The following is a 21,874-nucleotide window of genomic DNA, read 5'->3' as shown; positions in this document are numbered from 1 at the left end:
ACTACCAGTCTTCCTTGACCGCCATCACCGCGTCGCGCCCCGCGGCCAGGCGGCCTGCCAGCCAGGCGGTCAGCGAGCCTACCGCCACCACGGCCAGGGCCAACGCGCCCAGGCGCGGCCACGGAACGGCCAGGTCCATGGTCCAGTGAAAGCTCTGCGGGTTCACCACATGTACCAGCACCGCCGCCACGGCCAGGCCCAGCAGCGTGCCGGCCACCGCGCCCACGGCCGTCCAGGCCGCGCCCTCGCCGGCGACCACCGCCAGGATCTGCCGCCGCGTGAGCCCCAGGTGGGCCAGCAGCCCGAACTCCTTGCGCCGCGCCAGCACCTGCGCGCTGAAGCTGGCCGCCACGCCGAACAGCCCGATGCCGATGGCCACCGCCTGCAGCCAGTAGGTGACGGCGAAGCTGCGGTCGAAGATCGCAAGCGACCGTGCGCGGATCGCATCGGCCGAGGTGAATTCCAGTGCATCCGCCGCCGAGGCGCCCAGACTCTCGCGGGCCTGCTCCAGCACCTCGCTGCGCAGCGCGCCGGCCTCGCTGCCCGGCGCGGGCCACAGCGCCAGGTCGCTGGCGCGCGCGTCACCCGTTAGGCGCGCGAAGTCCTGCAGGTCCAGCGCGATGGCGCCGTGCTGGCGCACATAGTCGCGCCACACACCAGCTACGAAAAATGTAGCTGCTGGCGCTTTTCCAGACTGGGCTGGAGGCCTGAAAACCTCTGAAAGCCGCGGCCAGTCCGCGCCTGGGCGGGCGCCGTACAGGTCCACCACCGCCTCACTCACGTACACGCCGACGCGCCCTGGCGGCACGGGGCGCGCAGGGTCCACCAGTGGCAGAGCGCGGGCCGGATCGCCCTCCAGCGGCCGGGCCAGCAGCGCGACGGGGGCGCGGTCGGGTGCCAGTTGCAGGCTGCTGGTGCGCAGCGCCTGCACGCGCGCCACGGCGGGCAGGCGCGCCACGGCATGGACGAAATCCGGGGGAAACACCGCGGCCTCGTCGCCGCTGGCGCCGCCGGCCGCGCGCAGGTACAGCGGCGCGGGCAGCACGCTGTCCAGCCACTGGCTGACCGAGCCGCGAAAGCTGCCCACCATCACCGTCAGCGCCACGGCCAGGCTCAGCGCCGCCACCACGCCGCCCACGGCCACGGCGGCGCTGGCGCGCATGCGGCGGGCGCGCTCCAGCGCCAGCAGGGCCAGGGCATGGCCCGCCGCCAGCGGCTGCAGCCGCGCCAGCAGCGCCTGCACCAGCCAGGGCAGCAGGGCAATGCCGCCGATCAGCAGCAGGCCCACCGCCACGTAGGCCGCCAGCGGTATGCCAAAAATGGGCGGAAGCTTTGCCAGCAAAGCGCTAGCAGCTATCAAAACAAGACCGATCCAGGCGCGCGCGCCGCGCCCGGCCTGCGCACCCAGGCCCTTGAGGGTCTGCGCCGGTGGCAAGTGCTGTGCATGGCGCGCGGGCCACCAACCCCCGATCAGCGCGGCCGCTACGCCCAGCAGGCCGTAGAGGAGCGCCGCCGGTGTACTCCACTGCAGCGCAGGCTGTGCGCCGGTGAAGTAGCCGCCGCCCAGGTCGCCACCCAGCAGGGTGAGCGCCAGCGCCGCCAGCGCCGTGCCCAGGGCGATGCCGGCCACGCTGCCGATGAGGCCCAGCGCGCAGGATTCCAGCAGCACCAGCGCCTGGCGCTCACGCGGCGTGGTGCCCAGCACGGCCAGCAGCGCGAACTGCGGCGCGCGCTGCGCCACGCTGAGCGCCAGCACCGAATACACCAGGAAGCCTCCGGTGAACAGCGCCACCAGCGCCAGCACCGTGAGGTTGACGCGGTACGCGCGCGAGAGGCTGTCCACCCGCTGCACATCGTCCTGCGGTGCGGCGAACTGCACGCCCGCCGGCCAGCCGGGCAGGGCGGCCAGCGCCTGCTGCACGCTGGCGGGCGTGCTGCCGGGCTGCAGTCGCAGGTCGATGCGGGTGAGTTGCCCCGTGCGGCCGAACAGATCCTGCGCGGCGCCGATGTCCATCACCGCCAGGGGCGCGCCGCCCGCGGCCACCGTGCCCGCCACGCGCACGGGGTGCGCCGCCAGGCCTGCCTGCAGTGTGATGGCGGGGGTCTGTGCGTCGATGGTGCCCAGGCCCAGCGCCTGTTGCGCCGCAGGGTTGAGGAACACGCTGGCGGGCGCCAGCATGGCCAGGCGGTCGGCGCCGTCGTAGGCACGCGGCGCCAGGGCCGGCGCCATGGCGGGCAGCAGCAGCGCATCGGCGCCCAGCACGCGCAGCGCCACGGGTGTCTGGCCGCTGGTCGCGGTCGCCCGTACCGGCACTTCCAGCCACGGGCTGGCCAGGCGCACTTGCGGCTGGCGGGCAACCTCGCCATAGAGCGATTCGGGCAGCGCGCCGCGTGTGGCGCGCAGTTCCAGGTCGGGCTGGCCGTTGACCGCGCGCACGGCCTGCGAAAACTCGTCCAGCGCCGACGCATTGATCACATGCACTGCGAACCCCAGCGCCACGCCCAGCATGACGGCGGCCACGGCGGCTGCGCTGCGCCAGGGGTGGTGGCGCAGCGCACGCCAGGAGAAGGTGCGCAGCAGGGCGGTCAGCATGCCGCGATTGTGCGGCCCGCGGCGCGTGGAGTTGCGCTGCATCAAATTCAAACGTGCGGGGGTTCTTGAACCGCGGCGCGACAGCGCCTATATAGCCTGAAGACGGCGGGGGCTGACCTCGCCGGACGGATGGCCCGTGCGGGCCGCTTCACCTTGTTCTCGAAAGAAGGAGTTTCATCATGAATTCACTGGTCACCCGTGGCAGCTTGTTTGACGATTTCTTCAAGGACTTTGCGCCGGGCTTCTATGTCCGCCCGTTGCACGGCGATGGGCTGCCCACGCCGTCGCAGATCAAGATCGACGTGAAGGAGGACGACGCCGCCTACACCGTGCATGCCGAGGTGCCCGGCGTGCCCAAGGAGGACATCCATATCTCCATTGATGGCAACGTGGTCAGCCTGCGCGCCGAGGTGCGCCAGCACGACGAGAAGAAAGAAGGCGAGAAGGTGCTGCGCAGCGAGCGCTACTTTGGCTCGGTGGCGCGCAGCTTCCAACTGCCCGTGGATGTGGACGCCGCCCAGTGCAAGGCCAAGTACGACAACGGCGTGCTCACGCTCACGCTGGCCAAGAAGCAGGGCAACAAGACTCAGCGCCTGACGATCGACTAAATCGCTTGCGCCGGGCGGATACCCTGCGCCGTGAGGCGCAGCACCCGGTCCGCCCGCGCCGCGGCGGCCTGCGAATGGGTCACCAGCACCAGCGCGGCGCCGTGCTCGCGGGTCTGGGCGATGAGCAGATCCATGACCAGCGCCGCCGTGGTGGGGTCCAGATTGCCCGTGGGCTCGTCGGCCAGCAGCAGGGCGGGGCGGTGCACCAGCGCGCGGGCAATGGCCACGCGCTGCAACTGCCCCCCGCTGAGCTGCTGCGGTAGCCGCTCGCCCAGGCCTTCCAGGCCCACGGCGGCCAGCATCTGCTGCACGCGCCGCGCATCGGAGCGGTTGAGCAGCATCAGCGGCAGGCCCACGTTCTGTGCCACGTCCAGATGCGGCAGCACATGGAAGGCCTGGAACACGAAGCCCACATGGGCGCGGCGCCACAGGGCGCGCTGCGTGTCGTCCAACTGCCCCAGATCCACGCCCTCGTGCAGCACCTGACCGGCATCCCAATGGTCCAGCCCCGCCAGGCAGTTGAGCAGCGTGGACTTGCCCACGCCCGAGTCGCCAACGATGGCGACGAACTCTCCGCGCTGCACCTGCAGATCCACGCCCTCGAACACCGCCTGCCCGCCGTAGCGCTTGGCAAGGCCGCGCACCTGCAGCAGGGTCGTGGGTTGGGGGCTCATGCGCCGCCACCCCACACGCGCGCGCGCACGGCCTGCACCAGTTGCGCAGTGGCGTCGGGCGCGTCGCAGGCGATCGAATGGCGCTCGGGCATGCTGCGCAGCCAGGTGATCTGGCGCTTGGCCAACTGGCGCGTGGCGGCAATGCCGCGCTCCGGCAGGCTGCTCATCGGGTAGAGGCCGTCCAGTGACTCCCACGCCTGGCGGTAGCCCACGCAGCGCATGCTGGGCAGGTCGGCGTGCAGGTCGCCGCGCGCACGCAGGCGCAGGACTTCGTCCAGAAAGCCGGCGGCCAGCATGGCGTGAAAGCGCTCGGCAATGCGCCCATGCAGCCAGGCGCGGTCGTGTGGTTCCAAGGAAAAAAGGCTTGCAGCGCTCATCGGGCGGGCGCTGGCAGCGACGGTTTTGGTCGTGTGAAAGCTCGACAGCGGCCGGCCCGAGACATGCCACACCTCCAGTGCGCGCTGGATGCGCTGGCTGTCGCCGGGTGCCAGGCGCGCGGCGGTCGGCGGGTCCACGCGCGCCAGTTCGGCATGCATGCCGCTCCAGCCGATGGCGGCCGCCTGGGCCTCCAGGCGCGCGCGCACGGCGGCGTCGGCGGGCGGCATGTCGTCGATGCCGTCAAACAGCGCCTTGAAGTACAGCATAGTGCCGCCCACCAGCAGCGGTAGCGCGCCGCGCGCGCGGATCTCGCCGATCAGGCGCGTGGCGTCCTGCACGAACTCGGCCGCGCTGTAGGCCTGCAGCGGGTCGCGGATGTCGATCAGGTGGTGCGGCACGCGGGCCTGCTCGGCGGGCGTGGGCTTGGCGGTGCCGATGTCCATGCCGCTGTACACCAGGGCCGAGTCCACGCTGATGATCTCCACCGGCAGGCGGGGCGCGAGCGCGTCGGCAATGGCAAACGCCGCTGCCGTCTTGCCCGAGGCCGTGGGCCCAGCCAGTGCGAGCGCGGGAATGTGGTCAGCGGGCATGGGCAACCTCCTGCGGGGCATGGCGCTGCACCAGCGTCCAGGCAATGGCGGCCAGCAGCAGCGACCACAGGGCCACGCCTTGCACCAGCGGCCACACGCTGCCGTCCAGCGCCCCGCCCAGCCACTGGCCGATGGCGAAGCCCGCCAGCATCATCATGAAACCATTGAGCGCCGAGGCCATGCCCGCCGCCTGCGGGAACGGTCCCACCGCGCCCGACTGCCCGCAGGGCTGGTGGATGCCGTGGCCCACCATGTAGAGGTAGAACGGCGGCAGCAGCGCGGCCACGCTGTGCCAGCCCAGCGCGGCGGCCAGCAGCATCAGCAGGCCGCCGCTGGCCGACAGCGCGCCGGCGATGGCGACCGTGCGCTTGAGGCCCTGGCGCGCCAGCAGCCGCCGGCACAGCAGCGTGCCCAGCAGGTACGCCACGGCCGTGGACAGCAGCGCCAGCCCGTACTGCGTGCGCGAAATGCCCAGCACGTCGAGGTAGACGAAGGACGAAGCAGCCAGGAAGGTGAACAGCCCGCCATAGCTGGCCGTGGTGAGCAGCGAGAACGCCCAGAACGCGGGCGTGCCCAATATCTGCGCCGCGGTGCCTGCCAGCATGGCGGGGCGCAGGGCGTGCGGGTTGCGCTGGTGCAGCGTCTCGGGCATGCGCAGCGCCACCAGCGCCAGCGTGCCCATGGCGTAGCCGGTGAGCGCCAGCAGTGCCGCGCGCCAGTTGAACCATTCGGTCAGCAGCCCGCCCAGCGGCGCGCACAGGCAGGCCACGAACCCCAAGCCGGTCAGCGCCTTGGACATGGCGCGTGCGCCCGCCAGCGGCGTGTACAGGTCGCGCACGATGGCGCGCGCGCACATCACCACGGCGCCCATGGCGACGCCCTGGGCCGTGCGCCAGGCGATGAGCACCGCCATCGACGGCGCCAGCGCCGCGCCCACCGCCGCCAGCGTGTACATCGCCAGCCCGGTGAGCAGCACCGGCCGGCGGCCGAATCGGTCGGACAGCGGCCCCCATGCCAGTTGCGAGCAGCCAAAGGCCAGCAGCAGCGCGGACAGCGTGAGTTGGCCTGCGGCCACGGGTGCGTTCAGGCTGCGCGTGAGCGCGGGCAGGGCGGGCAGGTACAGATCGGTGGTGACGGGCTGGATGCTCAGCAGCAGGGCCAGCACCAGGATGGCCAGGCCGGGAGGCACAGGCACGGGTACCGGAGGCGCCTGCTGCGGGCCGATGGCGGCGGACGGGACGGACATGATGCGCGCGAGGGTAGCAGAGTCGATGGCGCGGCAGACCCAAGGCCCCGCACCCCCGCCGGGGCTTGCAGCGGTGCGCAGGACAGGCCCAACGCATTTGAATGAAAATGGCCTGTACCGCCCTATAGACAAGCGCGAGCAGCTATGAAAAACATAGTCCACTGCGCGCATTCAGCTTCGAGCAACGCCGTGACCTCCACCACCCGCATTCCCTTGCTTATCCTCAACGGCATGACGCCGCAGCACCTGGACCAGATCGGCCAGCGTTTTGACGTCTGCTATGCCCCCACGCCCGACGCGCGCGCCCAGGCCATCACACAGCAGGGCGCGCGCTTCAGGGCGGTGCTGACCATCGGCGCCGTCGGTCTCACGGCGCAGGAGATCGCCGCCATGCCCGCGCTGGAGCTGGTGTGTGCCCTGGGCGCGGGCTACGAGAACGTGGCGCTGGACGCCGCCCGCGCGCGCGGCATTGCGCTGGCCAACGGCGCGGGCACCAACGACGACTGCGTGGCCGACCATGCGTTCGGGCTGCTGATTGCCATCGTGCGCGGCATGCGCACCCTGGACCAGCAGTGCCGCGCGGGCGTGTGGCGCGATGCGATCGGCCTGCCGCCCAATGTCTCGCGCAAGCGGCTGGGCATCTTTGGGCTGGGCACCATCGGCCACAAGATCGCGCGCCGGGCGGCAGGCTTTGACATGGAGATCGGCTACCACAACCGCAGCCCGCGCGCGGAGGTGCCGCACCGCTACTTCCCCAGCCTGCAGGAGCTGGCCGCCTGGTGCGACGTGCTGGTGTGCGCCACGCCGGGCGGGGCGTCCACGCGCCACCGCGTCAATGCCGAGGTGCTGCAGGCGCTGGGCCCGCAGGGCTACCTGGTGAACATCGCGCGCGGCAGCGTGGTGGACACGCAGGCCCTGGCGGCTGCGCTGCGCGAGCGCCGCATTGCCGGTGCGGGGCTGGATGTGTACGAGAGTGAGCCCGCGCCGCCGCAGGAGCTGGTGGGCCTGGACAACGTGCTGCTCACCCCGCACGTGGCCGGCTGGTCGCCCGAGGCCGTGCAGGCCAGCGTGGACCGCTTCCTGGCCAACGCCGAGGGCCACTTTGCGGGCCGCGGCGTGGTCTCGCCGATCTGACCGCGGACTACAGCGCCGCGCGCAGGCGCTCGGCATAACCGGCCAGCACGGCGGCTGGCGGCTCCTGGCGTGGCCAGGTGAAGGTGATGCCGTCGTCCTCATGGCGCGGCACCACGTGCAGGTGCACATGCGCCACCGTCTGCCCGCCCAGCGCGCCATTGGCCTGCAGCAGCGTGAGCCCGGGCGGGTCGAACGCCGTACGCACCGCCAGCGCGACGCGGCGCGCGGTCTGCATCAGCGCCGCGGCCTCTTCGGGGGTCGTGTCGAGCAAGGTGGCCGCATGCCGTTTGGTAGCGACGAGGACATGGCCCGGCGTGACCTGGCCGATGTCCATGAAGGCGATCGTGAGCGCGTCCTCATAGACCTTGGCACTGGGGATTTCGCCGGCCACCAGCCGGCAGAAGATGCATTGGCCGGGCGGCGAGGTGTCAACGAACATGGGCACGGGTGGTCTCTCCTGTAGGTTGGAATGTCCGGGTTGGCCGCGGATGGGGATGCGGCGACCCTGTCGCGCTGGAGTGTAAGGACCTAGTGCGCGCCGGCCTGGGCCCGCGGCGCGGCGCGCGCCGCATCGATGGTCGTCAAGGGCGATTGCAGGCAGACCAGCCCGCCTGGGCCGGCGTCGCGCCAGGCGATGCCCGCGTGCGACTGCTTGGCATCGCGCTTGGCCAGCGCCGCGAGGTTGGCCACCTCTTCGGCATGCTCCATGCTGCCCGGCGGCACGCGCACCGCGCCGATCGACAGCGTGGTGCAGCGAAAGAAACGGTTCACGCCATGCCGGTCCTCGGCCCAGATGCCGCCTTCTTGGCGCGCGGATTCATCGAACAGGGCGATGGCCTCGCGCGCGAACGAGTCCACGATGCGCTGGCAGCGCGCCAGCCAGTCGCTGCTCTGGAACAGCAGCATGAAGTCGTCACCGCCCACATGGCCCACGAAGTCGGCCTGCGGGTCGCAGTGCGTCAGCGCCAGCCGCGCCACCAGGCGGATCATCTGGTCGCCGCGCCAGTAGCCGTAGTGGTCGTTGAAGGGCTTGAAGTGGTTCAGGTCGGCGTAGCAGGCGACGAAGGCCGCGCGGTTGTCCAGCAGGCGCTGCATGTGCAGGCTGATGGGGATGTTGCCGGGCAGGAAGGTGAGGGGGTTGGCGTGGCGCGCGGCCTCGATGCGCGCTTCGGTCACGCCGCGCACCAGTTGCTCGCCGGTGCCCAGGCCCGCGTAGCGCCCGTTGTCGGTGACGATGAAGCCGTCGTTGAGGTAGCGCTGGTCCTGCGAGGTGAGGATGCCCACCAGATGCTCCACGTCGCAGTCCATCTCCACCACGCGCGGCGACGTACTGGCGAACGCCATGCAGGGTTTGCGGCCGTGCACCTCGCGAAAGTACAGCGTGGCGTAGTGGTTCATGAACTCTTGGCGGTTGATGAGCGCCACGGGGCGTTCGCACTCCAGCACCGCAATGGCGTGCAGATCGCCATGCGTGCGAAACAGCTCGGCCACCGCATCGTTGCTGGTGCAGGGCGTGACGGTGGGCGCCTGCGCCATGAGCAGGTTGCGCAGGATGCCCGGGCGCATGGGCTGGCCGCCGTGCGGCAGCACGGCCACGCGGCGGTCCCGCAGCACGGACAGCGCGGGCGGCTCGATCGCCATGCGAGCGGTACGCGCGGGCCGGCCCAGCAGGTAGCCCTGGCCGTAGGAAATATCGAGGTCGCGCAGCGCGCGCAGCTCGTCGCTGGTCTCGATGCCTTCGGCCACCAGCGTAGTGCCGAACACTTCGGCAATGCCGCGGATCGCCTGCAGCATCTGCAGCTTCTCGGGGTGCTGGCCGATGTCGCGCGTGAAGTACTTGTCGATCTTCACGAAGTCGGGGCGCACCTCCGACCACAGGCGCAGGCTGGAATGGCCGTCGCCGAAGTCGTCCAGCGCCAGGCGCATGCCACTGGCGTGCACCTGGCGCAGTGCGTCGCGCAGCGGCACCAGGTCGTGCACGCGCTCGTGCTCGGTGATCTCCAGCACCACCATGTGCGGGGACACGCCCAGCCGGCGCACCACGTGGGCCAGAGGCTCCGCGCCGCACAGCCCGACGCCCCAGACCAGCGCGTCGGCGCTGATGTTCACGAACAGCCGGCCCGGCGTGGCCTGCTGGCCCCATTGGGTGAGTGCCTGCGCGACGCACAGCAGTTCGAAGTCGTGCAGCAGGTCTTCGGCGCGTGCCTGGGCCAGCAAGGCGTCGGGCGACTGCAGCGGCGAGTCCTCTGGGCCGCGGATCAGCGCCTCGTGTGAATAGATGTTCCCCTCGCGCAGGTCGGCCAGGGGCTGGAATACGCAGTGCAGCCCACCCGCGCGCAGCAGCCGCGCCAGCGGCCCTTCGCCCCGCCGCACCCTGGGTGACAGCGAAGGCAGCAGTGCGCGCAGAGACAGCCGCGGAGCATCAGGCATCGGTAGCAATTGGTAACTGTTAAAAGGGGAGCGTAGGCCTTCCGGGTGACAAGCCCGTGACGCGCATGCGCCGGGCAAGGGCGATGGACGGTATTGAATTAATAGCTGCTGGCGCTTTGTCCGTAAGCGTCAGGGCCACTTTTCATTGGTGTATCTGCGGGCAAAAAAAAGCACGCGGCGCATGGCGCCGCGTGCCGTGCAGTGGCCGACAGGGCCGGCTTCGTCAGAACCGGTGGCGGATGCCCACGCCGAAGCTGTTGCCCGTGGACTGGTTGGTGATCTTGTCGTTCATGTACATCGCGTACACGTCCGTGCGCTTGGACAGGTTGTAGTCATAGCCCAGCGTGAAGGTCTTGCGGTCCAGGTCCGAGTCCGTCAGCTCGGTCTTGACCCAGGAAGCCAACAGGCTGCCGCCGCCCAGCGGGGCCGATGCGCCGACCTGCATCGTCTTGGCCTTGCCGGGGCTGTTGTCGGCCTTGGTCTGGCCGTAGCTCAGGTACGGCTTCACGACGTTGAAATCGTAGGCTGCGGCCAGCATCCAGTCCTTCTTGGTCGTGCCCAGGTAGGTGCCCTGGCCGGGGTTGCTGATCTGGTCGCGCTCGTAGTAGCCAGTCAGCGTCAGCGGGCCGCCGAAGTAGAAGAAATTAGCGCCGACGTTCTTCTTGCCGTTATCGCCCGGCAGTTCGCCGAACTGGTACTGCAGGTTGGCCTTGAAGCCGCCGATGTCGGGCGTGCTGTAGGCGATCTGGTTGCTCCAGCCTGTGTCGGACGGGGTGGTGGCCTGCCAGCCGGAGGCGTTGAACAGCGGCACGTTCTTGTGCAGGATCAGCGGCGAGAACGTGAACGAGTCGCCCAGCGGGTTGCCCACCACGGACGGCAGGAAGTTGGGTGCCATCCAGCGGCCCAGCAGCACGGAGCCAAAACTGCCCGACAGGCTCACGTTGGCGTCGCGCGAGAAAAACGTATCGCCCGGAAAGCGGCCCTGGGTGCCGGCATCCACCTGGATGAACGAGGTGAGCTGGAAGTTGGCCTTCAAGCCGCCGCCCAGGTCTTCGGAGCCGGTGAAGCCGAACCACGAGGTGGTCATGCCACCGCTGTTGACCACCGAGCTGCGGTCGGCGTCGCCGGCCATCTTCATGGAGCCGACGTAGACGTCGGTCAGACCCGAAAGCGTGACGGAGGTTTGGGCGTGCGCCGTGGCCGCGCACAGCGTGGCGGCGGCAAGGGCGATCAAATGGCGGTACATGGGTTCTCCTCTGTAGGGCGGGGATGCGCGGCTGGCGCAGGGGTTGTTATGACGGTTTCGTGTCAGGCAGCGATTGTGGTCAAGCAAACATCATGCCGCCAGCCTTTTTCGTGTTTTTGCAACACTGCGAACGCAAGTTGTTGCGCCCGTACCCGCCGGAACGGCGCGTGAGGCGGCCCGGCACGCCCGCGGTTGCACGTCCACTTTTGATTTCGCTCAAAGCAGGACGGGCGGTGCGCCGGCACAGTGGCGGTCATGTTCCCCCTACCGTCCTCCGACCAGTCCGCACAGATCGAGGTGGCCACCGCGGGCGAGGTGCTGCGTGAGCGCCACCAACAACCTGCGTCCGTGCTCTACCTTGACAGTGGCCGCGTGCTGCTGGGCGTGCGCGAGGACGGCGTGATGCGCCACCAGCTTGGCGTGGTCGAAGGGCCGTTCTGGCTCGACGCCGCCACCGCGCTGCTGGAGCAGCCCTGCGCCGTGGACATGGTGGCGGACACCCGCGTGCAGTTGCGCCGGCTGCCGCTGGAGGACTTCAAGCGCACCTTTGATGAGTTGCCCGTGGGCGCACAGGCGCTGCTGCGCGACATGGCCACCGGTTACTGCCAACAGACAGAACTGGCCGTGAGCCGCCTGGCCCAGGACGCCGAAGCCCGCTGCGCCCAGTGGCTGCTGCGCCATGCGCAAAACAGTGAAGACGGCGGCTTGCGCGTCACGCTGCACCAGCGTAAGCGCCTGATTGCGGCGCAGTTGGGCATTGCGCCCGAGACGCTCTCGCGTGTGCTGCGCCATCTGCGCGAGCACGGCCTGATCGCTGGCACGGGCAACGTGCTGAGCCTGCCGCAGCCCCGCGCGCTGCAGCTGGTGGCCGGCGCCTGAGCACACGCTGGGCACTCCGCCCGATGGGGCCGCTGCGGCGGCCCTTTTGCATCCAGTTGTTACTGCTCTCTACCTGAAGGCCTGAGGCGTCAGGGTTTTTCCCGCGCCGTCACAGGGTTCCACCCAGTCTGGAGCCGGGGGTGCCTGCGTATATTGGTTCGGGCCTCTGGTGAGGCTGCAGCCCCCCTACGACCATGGTTCGCGCCTTCCTCGATCCTCTCGTTTCGGGCGCTTCGAACGCGGAGCGCCCATGACACCGCCCGAGCATGTTGCCGCGTGGGAAGACGTGGCGCCCGAGCGGGAGCCTGAAGGCTTCGCATGGCTGCCCGGTCCGCTGGTGGGCAAGCTGCTGGCGGTGGCGGCGCTGGCCATCGTGCTCTCCGCAATGCTCACCGTGTGGGTGCTGTCGCGCGCCGCGGGTCAGGAGGTCATGCAGCGCCTGGTCAGCCAGCAGAACGACGAGGTGGAACTGGTGGCGCGGTTGCTGGCCAGCAAGATCGAGCAGAGCCAGAAGGTGCTTGCCACCGTGGCCGAGGGCATCACCCCCGAGCTGTTGGAGTCCCCCGCGTCGCTGGAATGGCTGCTGCAGCAGGGCCTGCCGGCCGTGCGCTTCTTCGACGCCATCCAGGTTGCGCGCAAGGACGGCAACCTCGCCATCAACCTGCGCTATGGCAAGCTGGAAAAGGCCTCGGGTCTGGACCCGGGCGAGCGCGATTACCTCGTGCGCACGCTGCTGGACGGCAAGCCGCTGGTGTCGGGCCTCATTGGCGCCACGCCGGCCGAGGCGCGCGTGATGTTCACCATGCCGCTGCTGCGGGGGGAGGGGCGCGTCATCGGGGCCGTGGCGGGCGTGCTGCGGCTGCAATCGCAGGGACTGCTGCCACATTCCCTGGCGCTGCCCGCACGCAGCGATTCGCAGCTGGTGGTGTTCACGCGCGATGGGGTGATCCTGGCGCACCCCAATATGGAGCGCGTGCTGGGCCAGGTGGCCGACGAGCCCGGCCTGGGCGAGGCCTATGCGCGCTGGCGCCGCGCGGACGATGCGCCGCTGGCCGGGCGCGCGCAAACCACCGTGCAGGCGGACCACGTGGTGAGCTTGGCCAGCGTGCCCATGCCGCAATGGGTGGTGGCCCGGGTGAGCGCTTCGCAGGCCGTGCTGGCGCCAATGCAGGGTGTCCAGCGCCGGGCCTGGGCGCTCGCGGCCGCGGCCACGGCGCTGGTGGCCCTGCTGGCGCTGGGCGCCATGCTGTGGATCGCGCGCCCGCTGATCCTGCTGCGCCAGCGTGCCCGAGCGCTGATGGACGCGGAGGCCGCTGGTGCGCCGGCGAGCGGGTCCGCCGGGTATGACGGCCCATGGCCGCACAGCCCTGGCGAGGTGGACGATGTGGTGCGCGTCTGCACCCGGCTGCTGGAACACCGGCGGCTGCAACAGCGCGGGTCGGAAGCGTCGGCGCGCCAGTTGCGTGCGGTGCTGGCGCACGTGCCGCTGGGCATCGTCGTCAGCCGCGACGAGCAGGTGGAGGTCGTGAGCCAGCAGGCCGGCCGCATGCTGGGCTATGCGCCGGCGCAGCTCCAGGGGCGCCGGCTGACGGATCTGCTGGCTTCGCCGCCCGGCGCAGTGGATGTGGCCCAGCAGGTGCGTGCGCGGTTTGCGGCCCACGGCAGCTTCGATGGCGAACTGCCGCTGCTGCGCAAGGACAGCAGCACGCTGTGGGTGCGGGCGCAGGGGCAACTGGTGGAGCCCGGCGTGCCGGCTAGCGGCCTGGTGTGGTCGCTGGAAGACTTCACTGCGGAGCGTGCAGCGCGCCAGCAGCAGTCCTGGGAGCGCGCCCACGACCCCTTGACCCAACTGCTCAACCGCGCGGAGTTTGAGTTGCGCCTGCAGATGCTGCTGGACGCGCGTGCTGCGCGGGGCCCGCGGGGTGTGCCGGAGGAAGACGGCGGGGTGCTGCTGTTCATGGACCTGGACCATTTCACCGTGGTCAACGACGTTGCCGGCCATGATGCGGGCGATGACGTACTGCGCCATCTGGCACGTCTGCTCGAATCGGAAGTGCGGCACAACGGCTGGGCTGCGCGCGTGGGCGGCGACGAGTTCGCCATCGTGCTGCCGGGCAGCTCCTTGGCGCGCGGGCAGGCCGTGGCCGAGCAGTTGCGCGCCGCCGTGCAGGCGTGGGAGCCCGCATATGGCGGGCGCAGCTTCACCCTGGGCCTGAGCGTGGGGCTGGTCCCGCTGGCGCCCGGTGCGCACGGTGTGGCGGCGCTGCTCTATGCCGCCGACATGGCCTGCTACCAGGCCAAGCGCGCCGGGCGCAACCGCATCGCCGTAGGCAGCGTGCAGGTACCGGCCTGAACGGCTCGGCTGGCATGGCCGCACACGGCGGCGGGTTACTCCAGCCGCCCGATCGCGCGCAGCACGTTTTCTGCCGTGGCGGGCGCGCTCAGTTGCACGGGCGCGCGCGCATCGGCGCCGCCGTCCCCCCGGGCCGCAGCGATTGCATTGCGCAGTGCTTCGTACACGCTGATGGCCAGCATGAACGGGGGCTCGCCCACGGCCTTGCTGCCGCCCACGTTGTCCTCGCGGTTGGGCTGGTGCCACAGCTGCACGCGCAGGTGCTCGGGCACGTCGCCCGTGGCGGGGATCTTGTAGGTGCTGGGGGCGTGCGTGGCCAGGCGCCCTTCGTCGTTCCACACCAGCTGCTCGGTGGTAAGCCACCCCATGCCCTGCACGAAACCGCCCTCGATCTGGCCGAGGTCGATGGCCGGGTTGATGCTGTGGCCCACGTCGTGCAGGATGTCCACGGCCAGCACGCGGCTCTCGCCGGTGTGGGTGTCGATGGCCACCTCGGTGCAGGCGGCGCCATAGGCGAAGTAGTAGAAGGGCCGGCCGGTGAGCGTGGTCTTGTCGTAGTGGATCTTGGGCGTGCGGTAAAAGCCGTCGCTCCACAGCTGGATGCGGTTGGCGTAGGCCTCCTTCACCACGTCCTCCCAGCGCCGCGTGCGCTTTGGGGATATGACCTGCCCACCCGCGAAGCGGATGGCGCCCGCGCCGCAGCCGTCCAGCCCGCAGACGAACGCCGCCAGGTTGTCGCGCACATGGCGCGCCGCGAATTGCGCGGCGCGGCCGTTCAGGTCGGTGCCGCTGCTGGCGGCGGTGGCGCTGGCGTTGGGCACCTTGGCGGTGTCGCTTGCGGTGACCAGCACGCGGGAGAGGGGCACGCCCAGCTCATCGGCCACGATCTGCGCCACCTTGGTGTGCAGGCCCTGGCCCATCTCGGTGCCACCGTGGTTCACCTGCACGCTGCCGTCGGTGTACACATGCACCAGCGCCCCGGCCTGGTTGAACAGCGTGGCCGTGAAGCTGATGCCGAACTTTACCGGCGTCAGGCCCAAGCCGCGCTTGAGCACGGGGTTCGCGGCATTCCATGCCAAAACGGCCTCCTGCCGTTGCCTGTAGAGCGCGGACTGCTCCAATTGCGGTAGCAAATCGTGCAGGATGTTGTCCTCCACGGTCATCTGGTAGTGGGTCACGTTGCGCTCGTGCAGCCCGTAGAGGTTGGCCATGCGCACGTCCAGCGCGTCCCGGCCCAGGGCGCGGGCGATGTCGCCCAGAATGGTTTCGATGGCGATCACCCCCTGCGGTCCGCCAAAGCCGCGGAACGCGGTATGGCTCTGGGTGTGCGTCTTGCAGCGGTACGAGGCGATTTCCACATGCTCCAGGAAGTACGCGTTGTCGCAGTGGAACACCGCGCGGTCGGCCACGGGGCCCGACAGGTCGGCGCTGAAGCCGCAGTTGGCGGCCATCATCAGTTTGAGGCCGGTGATGCGCCCGGCGTCGTCAAAGCCCACGTCCCATTCGTAGGCGAAGGGGTGGCGCTTGCCGGTGACCATGAAGTCGTCGTCGCGGTCCAGGCGCAGCTTGACGGGCCGGCCGAACTTGTGCGCCGCCAGCGCCGCCCACACGGCCAGGTGGCCGGCCTGCGTTTCCTTGCCGCCAAAGCCGCCGCCCATGCGCCGGCACTCCACGCGCACCGCGTGGCTGTCGATGCCCAGCGCATGCGCCACCCAGTGCTGCACCTCGCCGGGGTGCTGGGTGCTGGAGTGGATCAGCCACTGTCCCTGTTCCTGCGGCAGGGCATAGGCGATCTGACCCTCCAGATAGAAATGCTCCTGCCCGCCGACTTCCAGTCGCCCCTGCAGGCGGTGCGGCGCCTGCGCCAGCGCCTGGGCCGCGTCGCCCCGGCGTACGTGCACGGGCGGTAGAACATAGCTCTCGGCGGCCAAGGCGTCCTGTACGGTGAGGATGGCGGGCAGGGGGGTGATGCTCAGCTTCACCTGCCGCGCCGCGCGCCGCGCCTGCATGACCGACTCGGCCACCACCAGGCCGATCACCTGGCCGATGTGTTGCACCGTAGCCTGCGCGAACACCGGCTCATCATGGGCGAACGCCGCCAGTACCGGATCGCCCGGAATGTCCTGTGCCAGCACCACGCCGTGCACGCCCGCAAGCTGCAGTGCGGCTTGCGTGTCCACGCCTTCCAGCCGCCCGTGCGCCACGGTGCTGAGGATGGGGGCGGCGTAGAGCGTGCCCTTTACCTCGGGCAAGTCGTCGATGTAGTAGGCGCTGCCCACCACCTGTGCGCGTGCGCTCTCGTGCGCGTGGGGCTGGCCCATGGCGGGCTGGCCCATGGCGGGCTGGCCCATCGCGGGTTGGGTCATGACCGTTGGGTTGCCAGCGGCCGCGCGGCCAACGGGCGTGCGCGCAGTGGGAGCGTGGTCGTCATCGCGCTTCATGGCGTGGCCTCCAGCGTCAGGGGTTGCAGGCGCTCCAGCGCTGGGGTCTCCGCACCGCCGCGGGTCTCGCGCCAAAAGCGGCGCACCAGCGCGCCTAGCACTTCACGGCGATAGGCGCCGCTGGCGCGCATGTCACTGATGGGGTTGAATTCGGCCTGCAGCACGGCGGCGGCGCGCTCCGCCGTTGCGGCGGTCCAGGGCTGGCCGGTCAGCGCAGCCTCGGTCTGGCGGGCGCGTGCCGGGGTGGCGGCCACGCCGCCCGCGCCGATGCGCGCCTGGGTGATGGTCTGCCCTTCGATGTGCAGGTGGATGGCCAGGCACACGGCAGAGATGTCGTCATCAAAGCGTTTGGAGACTTTGTAGGCCGCCAGCCGCTGGTCCGCCAGCCGCTGGTCCGGCGTGGGCAGAGGTAGGTGGATGAAGGTGAGCAGCTCGTCTGCCGCCAACTGGTTCTGCCGGTAGCCGGTGTAGAAATCCTCCAGGGGCATGCGCCGGCTGCCGCGCGTGCTGGCCAGCTCCACCTGCGCCCCCAGCGCGATCAGCAGCGGCATCGAGTCGCCAATGGGTGAGCCGTTGGCCACGTTGCCGCCCAGCGTGCCACTGTTGCGCACCGGCAGGCCCGCAAAGCGCGCGGCAAAGCGGTGCAGTTGCGGCCAGCGGGCCTGCAGCGCAGAGAAGGCATCGGTGAGCGATACGGCCGCGCCCAGCGTGAGCAGGCCGTCGTGCTCGGCCACGCCGGTCAGTTCCGCGGCGCGCGTCACGTCCAACAGGCGCGGGAAGCGGCGGTGCTGCTTGGTGATCCACAGGCCCAGGTCGGTGGCGCCGGCCACCAGTTGCGCGTCGGGGTGGGCGGCGCGCGCGGCCAGCAGATCAGGGAGCGTGGCCGGCGAGATATAAGAGAAATCGGCCTCTAGCGCTTGCGGGGTAAGCGCGAGAAGCTCCAATTGTTGTAGCAACGCGGTTTCGTCCACCTGCACGCGCGGCAGTTGCTGCATCTGCTGTGCGGCATCCAGGATGGGGCGGTAGCCCGTGCAGCGGCACAGGTTGCCCGACAGCGCCTCGGCCGCCTGTGTGCGCGTGATGCCTCGGTTCTGGCAGACCTCGTTCTGGTACAGGCCGAACAGGCTCATGGCAAAACCCGGCGTGCAAAACCCGCACTGCGAGCCGTGGCATTGGACCAGCGCCTCCTGCACGGGATGCAGTGCGCTGCCCTTTGGGTCGGACGCGGGCCGGATCAGCGGGTCGTGCGCCAGGTCCTCCACCGTCCACAGCGCCATGCCGTCGATGGAATGGGCCAGGCGGATGCAGCTGTTGACGGCCTGGTAGTGCATGCGGCCCTGGCGCGCCTCGCCCAGCACCACGGTGCAGGCGCCGCAGTCGCCTTCGCCGCAGCCCTCCTTGGTGCCGGTGGCGCCCAGGTCCTCGCGCAGAATCTCCAGCAGGGTGCGGTCGGGCGCGATGCCGTGCAACTGCACGATCCGGCCGCGGCGGATGAAGCGTAAGGGGCGGGGCGTTGTCATGTGCCCAAGGGTATGCCGCAGGCGCCGGCTTGACCATAGGGCGGTACACACAACCCCGCCGGCGTGGTTGGTGGCCGACGGTTTGCTATAAAAAAAGTAGCTGCTGGCGCCCGGTGGGTCGGCGCCGCATGCTGTTTTGATTCCAGGCAGCCGTCCAAAAAACTAGGAGACAATCGCAGGATGAATCCCTCACCCCCTTCTGCCCCCGCCACCGGCGCGCCGCGGCTGCAGCTGACGGGCATCACCAAGCGATACCCGGCCGTGGTGGCCAACGATGGCGTATCGCTCACGGTGCAGCCCGGCGAGGTGCATGCGGTGCTGGGCGAGAACGGCGCCGGCAAGTCCACGCTGATGAAGATCATCTACGGCGCCGTGAAGCCCGACGAGGGCCAGATGCTGTTCGACGGCCGCCCGGTGCAGGTGCGCAATCCTCAGGAGGCGCGCCAGCTGGGCATTGCCATGGTGTTCCAGCATTTCAGCCTGTTCGACACCCTGACCGTGGCCGAGAACGTCTGGCTGGGCCAGGACAAGAGCGTGCCGCTGGCCGAGGTGGAGCGCCGCATCCGTGCCACGGCCTCCGAGTACGGCCTGGGTATCGACCCGCTGCGGCCCGTGCACACGCTCTCCGTGGGCGAGATGCAGCGCGTGGAGATCATCCGCGCGCTGCTCACGCAGCCCAAGCTACTGATCTTGGACGAACCCACTTCGGTGCTCACGCCGCAGGCGGTGGACAAGCTCTTCGTGGTACTCAAGCAATTGGCCGGCGAGGGATGCAGCATTCTCTACATCAGCCACAAGCTGCATGAAATCCGCGCGCTGTGCACGGCCTGCACGGTGATGCGCGGCGGGGTGGTCACGGGCGTGTGCGATCCTTCGCAGGAGTCCAACGCGTCGCTGTCGCGCATGATGATCGGCGCCGAGCCGCCGGCCCTGGCGCACCGTGAGGTGACCACGGGCGGGGTGGTGCTGCGCGCCAGTTCCTTGAGCCTGCCGGCGGCCGACCCCTTCGGCGTGCCGCTCATCGACATCGACCTGGAGGTGCGTGCGGGCGAGGTGGTGGGCATTGCCGGCATCTCGGGCAATGGGCAGAAAGAGTTGCTCTACGCCCTGTCGGGCGAGGACCAGCGCGCCGCGCCCGCCATGGTGCAGGTGGCGGGGCCGCAGGGGCTGGTGCCCGTCGGCCGCATGAACCCGCGCCAGCGCCGCGCGCTGGGCCTGCACTTCGTGCCCGAAGAGCGCCTGGGCCGCGGCGCCGTGCCCAGCATGGGGCTGGCGCACAACCTCCTGCTGACCCGCACCGATGCGGTGGGCGCTTTCGGCTGGCTGCGCATGGGGCAACTGCAGGCGCAGGCGCGCGCCATCATCGCGCGCTTTCAGGTCAAGGCGGGCGGGCCGAATGCGGCGGCCAAGTCGCTGTCGGGCGGCAACCTGCAGAAATTCATCGTGGGGCGCGAGATCGACGCCGGCCCGCGTCTGCTCATCGTCTCGCAGCCTACCTGGGGCGTGGACGTGGGCGCGGCCGCGCAGATCCGCGGCGAGATATTGAAGCTGCGCGACCAGGGCTGTGCCGTGCTGGTGCTCAGCGAGGAGTTGGACGAATTGTTCGAAATCTGTGACCGGCTGCACGTGCTGGCCAAGGGGCATCTGTCGCCGTCGGTGCCACGCGCCGAGGCGACGGTGGAGCGCATCGGCGAATGGATGAGCGGCCTGTGGCACGCCGAGGTGCAGGCGCACCTGCGCGCGACCAGCGCACCCGAGGAGGCCGGCCATGCTCAAGCTTGAGGTGCGCCCCGAGGCGTCGCGCCTGTTCGTTTTTGGCTCGCCGCTGCTTGCGCTGGCGATCACGGTGCTGATCGGCGTGCTGCTGTTTGCGGCCCTGGGCAAGGACCCGGTGCGCGGGCTGCAGGTGTTCTTCTGGGAGCCGATCAAGTCGCCCTATGCGTTGGGCGAATTGGCGGTGAAAGCCACCCCGTTGCTGCTCATCGCGCTGGGACTGGCGGTGTGTTTTCGCTCCAATGTCTGGAACATTGGCGCGGAGGGGCAGTTCGTGATCGGCGCCGTGGCTGCGGGCGGCGTGGCACTGCTGGCCGACAAGGCCACCGGTCCGTGGATCGTGCCTGCCATCCTGGTTGCTGGAGTGCTGGGAGGCATGATGTGGGCGGGCATCACTGCGCTGCTGCGCGACCGCTTCAATGCCAACGAGATCCTGGTCAGCCTGATGCTGGTGTACGTGGCGACGCTGGTGCTGGGCTATCTGGTGTACGGCCCCTGGAAGGACCCGATGGGCTTCAACTTCCCGCAGACCAAGATGTTCGAGCCCGTCACGCAGATGCCCAAGCTGTTCACGGGGTCGCGCGTGACCATCGGGCTGCCGCTGGCGCTGCTGGGTGCGGCGCTGCTGTGGGTGTTTCTGTTCCGCATGCGCGCGGGCTTCGCGCTGCAGGTGGGCGGGCTGGCGCCGGCGGCGGCGCGCTACGCGGGCTTTTCGTCGCGGCGCGCGCTGTGGACGGCGCTGCTGATCTCCGGCGGCCTGGCGGGCCTGGCGGGGGCGCTGGAAGTGGCCGGACCCATTGGCCAGCTCACGCCGTATGTCCCGGCGGGCTATGGCTTTGCGGCCATCATCGTGGCCTTCGTAGGGCGGCTGCATCCGGTGGGCATGGTGCTGTCGGCGCTGCTGATGAGCATGTTCTACATCGGCGGCGAACTGGCGCAGTCGCGCATGGGGTTGCCGAGGTCGCTCACGGGCGTGTTCCAGGGCCTGCTGCTGTTCACGCTGCTGGCGTGTGACACCTTGATTGCCTACCGCGTGCGGTGGGTGGGTGCCAGGGGAGGGCGCGCGTGATGGAATCGTACGCATTGCTGCTGGGCAGCACGCTGAGCGCAGGCACGGTGCTGGCCATCGCCGCGCTGGGCCTGCTGATCAACGAGAAGGCCGGCATCGTCAACCTGGGGGCCGAGGGCATGATGCTGTGCGCGGCCATCGCCGCGTTTGCCACCGTGGTGCACACGGGCAGCTTCACGCTGGGGCTGCTCGCGGGCATGGCGGCCGGCGCGGTGCTGGCGGCGCTGTTCGGCGTGCTGGTGATCTGGTTCAACACCAACCAGTACGCCACCGGCCTGGCCCTGAGCCTGTTCGGCGTGGGCTTCTCGGCCTTCGTGGGCATCGGCTATGTGCAGGCCAAGCTGCCGGACACGCCCAAGTTCGCCTGGCCGGTGTTGGGCGATCTGCCGGTGGTGGGCCAGGCGCTGTTCAGGTTGCACCCTCTGGTCTATCTGACCGTGGTGCTGGTCGCGCTCATGGTGTGGTTCCTCTACCGCACGCGCGCCGGCCTGGTGCTGCGCTCGGTCGGCGAGTCGCCCGAATCCGCCCACGCGCTGGGCTACCCCGTGCGCGGCATTCGCCTGGGAGCCGTGGCGGCGGGCGGTGCGCTGTGCGGGCTGGCGGGCGCCTACATCTCCACCGTGTATACGCCGCTGTGGGTGGAGGGCATGGTGGCCGGGCGCGGCTGGATCGCGCTGGCGCTGACCACTTTCGCCACCTGGCGGCCCGCGCGCGTGCTGCTGGGCGCCTACCTGTTCGGCGGCGTGACCATGCTGCAGTTCCACCTGCAGGCCACGGGCGTGCAGGTGGCCAGCCAGTTGCTGTCCATGCTGCCCTACGTGGCGACCATCGTGGTACTGGTCCTCATTTCGCGCAACCCGGCCTGGATTCGTGCGAACATGCCGGCCGCGCTCGGAAAGCCGTTCCATCCGGGCAGCTGACCCCGTTTCCCATCCATAAA

Annotated in this window: 16 protein-coding genes; 7 read left to right on the top strand and 9 right to left on the bottom strand. The window is 70.0% G+C overall.

Going from position 1 to position 21,874, the window contains the following annotated elements:
• Position 1: 1 nt before the first annotated feature.
• Positions 2–2,635, bottom strand: a complete 2,634-nt coding sequence (locus DTPSY_RS12325; protein ID WP_015913841.1) for an ABC transporter permease — start codon at positions 2,633–2,635, stop codon at positions 2–4.
• Between the two features lie 137 nt (positions 2,636–2,772).
• Between DTPSY_RS12325 and DTPSY_RS12320 the strand changes: the two genes are divergently transcribed.
• Positions 2,773–3,201, top strand: coding sequence for an Hsp20/alpha crystallin family protein (locus DTPSY_RS12320; RefSeq protein ID WP_015913840.1), 429 nt, complete (start codon positions 2,773–2,775; stop codon positions 3,199–3,201).
• Here the strand turns inward: DTPSY_RS12320 and DTPSY_RS12315 are convergent.
• Genes DTPSY_RS12315 through DTPSY_RS12305 form a run of 3 tightly spaced genes read right to left on the bottom strand, consistent with a single transcriptional unit; the run spans position 3,198 to position 6,089 of the window.
• Positions 3,198–3,875 (bottom strand): ABC transporter ATP-binding protein, encoded by a 678-nt coding sequence (locus DTPSY_RS12315; protein WP_015913839.1) that lies wholly within the window; start codon positions 3,873–3,875, stop codon positions 3,198–3,200. The two genes, DTPSY_RS12320 and DTPSY_RS12315, sit on opposite strands and share 4 nt — an antisense overlap.
• Complete coding sequence (gene miaA, locus DTPSY_RS12310; RefSeq protein ID WP_015913838.1) at positions 3,872–4,843, bottom strand: tRNA (adenosine(37)-N6)-dimethylallyltransferase MiaA; 972 nt, start codon at positions 4,841–4,843, stop codon at positions 3,872–3,874. Before miaA ends, DTPSY_RS12315 begins: the two co-directional genes overlap by 4 nt.
• Entirely contained in the window at positions 4,833–6,089 is a 1,257-nt protein-coding gene (locus DTPSY_RS12305) for a multidrug effflux MFS transporter (RefSeq protein WP_015913837.1), read from the bottom strand. Before DTPSY_RS12305 ends, miaA begins: the two co-directional genes overlap by 11 nt.
• A 144-nt stretch (positions 6,090–6,233) precedes the next feature.
• On the opposite strand from DTPSY_RS12305, the gene DTPSY_RS12300 reads away from it, so the two are divergent.
• Positions 6,234–7,223 carry a 2-hydroxyacid dehydrogenase gene (locus DTPSY_RS12300; protein WP_015913836.1) on the top strand — a complete coding sequence of 330 codons (990 nt, stop codon included), beginning with the start codon at positions 6,234–6,236 and terminating at the stop codon, positions 7,221–7,223.
• Between the two features lie 7 nt (positions 7,224–7,230).
• Here DTPSY_RS12300 and DTPSY_RS12295 read toward each other — a convergent pair whose 3' ends face one another.
• The 3 genes from DTPSY_RS12295 to DTPSY_RS12285 all read right to left on the bottom strand — a co-directional run bounded on the left by DTPSY_RS12295 (position 7,231) and on the right by DTPSY_RS12285 (position 10,899).
• Positions 7,231–7,668, bottom strand: coding sequence for an HIT family protein (locus DTPSY_RS12295; protein WP_015913835.1), 438 nt, complete (start codon positions 7,666–7,668; stop codon positions 7,231–7,233).
• A gap of 83 nt (positions 7,669–7,751) precedes the next feature.
• Positions 7,752–9,653 carry an EAL domain-containing protein gene (locus DTPSY_RS12290; protein ID WP_015913834.1) on the bottom strand — a complete coding sequence of 634 codons (1,902 nt, stop codon included), beginning with the start codon at positions 9,651–9,653 and terminating at the stop codon, positions 7,752–7,754.
• Between the two features lie 223 nt (positions 9,654–9,876).
• Positions 9,877–10,899, bottom strand: a complete 1,023-nt coding sequence (locus DTPSY_RS12285) for a porin (RefSeq protein ID WP_015913833.1) — start codon at positions 10,897–10,899, stop codon at positions 9,877–9,879.
• 255 nt (positions 10,900–11,154) lie between these two features.
• Here DTPSY_RS12285 and DTPSY_RS12280 point away from each other — a divergent pair, with 255 nt between their 5' ends.
• Together DTPSY_RS12280 and DTPSY_RS12275 are read left to right on the top strand one after the other, a co-directional pair.
• The gene (locus DTPSY_RS12280; RefSeq protein ID WP_011806230.1) at positions 11,155–11,778 is read left to right on the top strand and encodes a Crp/Fnr family transcriptional regulator; all 624 of its coding nucleotides are present in this window, start codon (positions 11,155–11,157) and stop codon (positions 11,776–11,778) included.
• A gap of 250 nt (positions 11,779–12,028) precedes the next feature.
• On the top strand, positions 12,029–14,131 hold the full coding sequence (locus DTPSY_RS12275) for a sensor domain-containing diguanylate cyclase (RefSeq protein ID WP_015913832.1): 2,103 nt from the start codon (positions 12,029–12,031) through the stop codon (positions 14,129–14,131).
• Positions 14,132–14,166: 35 nt separating this feature from the next.
• Here the strand turns inward: DTPSY_RS12275 and xdhB are convergent, their stop codons facing one another.
• Together xdhB and xdhA are read right to left on the bottom strand one after the other, a co-directional pair.
• Positions 14,167–16,572, bottom strand: coding sequence for a xanthine dehydrogenase molybdopterin binding subunit (xdhB, locus tag DTPSY_RS12270; RefSeq protein WP_015913831.1), 2,406 nt, complete (start codon positions 16,570–16,572; stop codon positions 14,167–14,169).
• Positions 16,569–18,092, bottom strand: a complete 1,524-nt coding sequence (xdhA, locus tag DTPSY_RS12265) for a xanthine dehydrogenase small subunit (RefSeq protein ID WP_015913830.1) — start codon at positions 18,090–18,092, stop codon at positions 16,569–16,571. Before xdhA ends, xdhB begins: the two co-directional genes overlap by 4 nt.
• 180 nt (positions 18,093–18,272) lie before the next feature.
• On the opposite strand from xdhA, the gene DTPSY_RS12260 reads away from it, so the two are divergent.
• The 3 genes from DTPSY_RS12260 to DTPSY_RS12250 are packed head-to-tail and all read left to right on the top strand — an operon-like array spanning position 18,273 to position 21,854.
• Positions 18,273–19,874 (top strand): ABC transporter ATP-binding protein, encoded by a 1,602-nt coding sequence (locus DTPSY_RS12260; RefSeq protein ID WP_015913829.1) that lies wholly within the window; start codon positions 18,273–18,275, stop codon positions 19,872–19,874.
• Positions 19,861–20,934, top strand: coding sequence for an ABC transporter permease (locus tag DTPSY_RS12255; RefSeq protein WP_015913828.1), 1,074 nt, complete (start codon positions 19,861–19,863; stop codon positions 20,932–20,934). Before DTPSY_RS12260 ends, DTPSY_RS12255 begins: the two co-directional genes overlap by 14 nt.
• Entirely contained in the window at positions 20,934–21,854 is a 921-nt protein-coding gene (locus DTPSY_RS12250; protein WP_015913827.1) for an ABC transporter permease, read from the top strand. Before DTPSY_RS12255 ends, DTPSY_RS12250 begins: the two co-directional genes overlap by 1 nt.
• The last annotated feature ends 20 nt before the right edge of the window (positions 21,855–21,874 follow it).

Origin of the sequence: [Acidovorax] ebreus TPSY (assembly GCF_000022305.1) — a bacterium.
Classification (GTDB): Bacteria; Pseudomonadota; Gammaproteobacteria; order Burkholderiales; family Burkholderiaceae_C; genus Diaphorobacter; species Diaphorobacter nitroreducens.
Note: the sequence above shows the minus strand (reverse complement) of the source record. Positions and strands in the feature narration are given on the sequence as shown.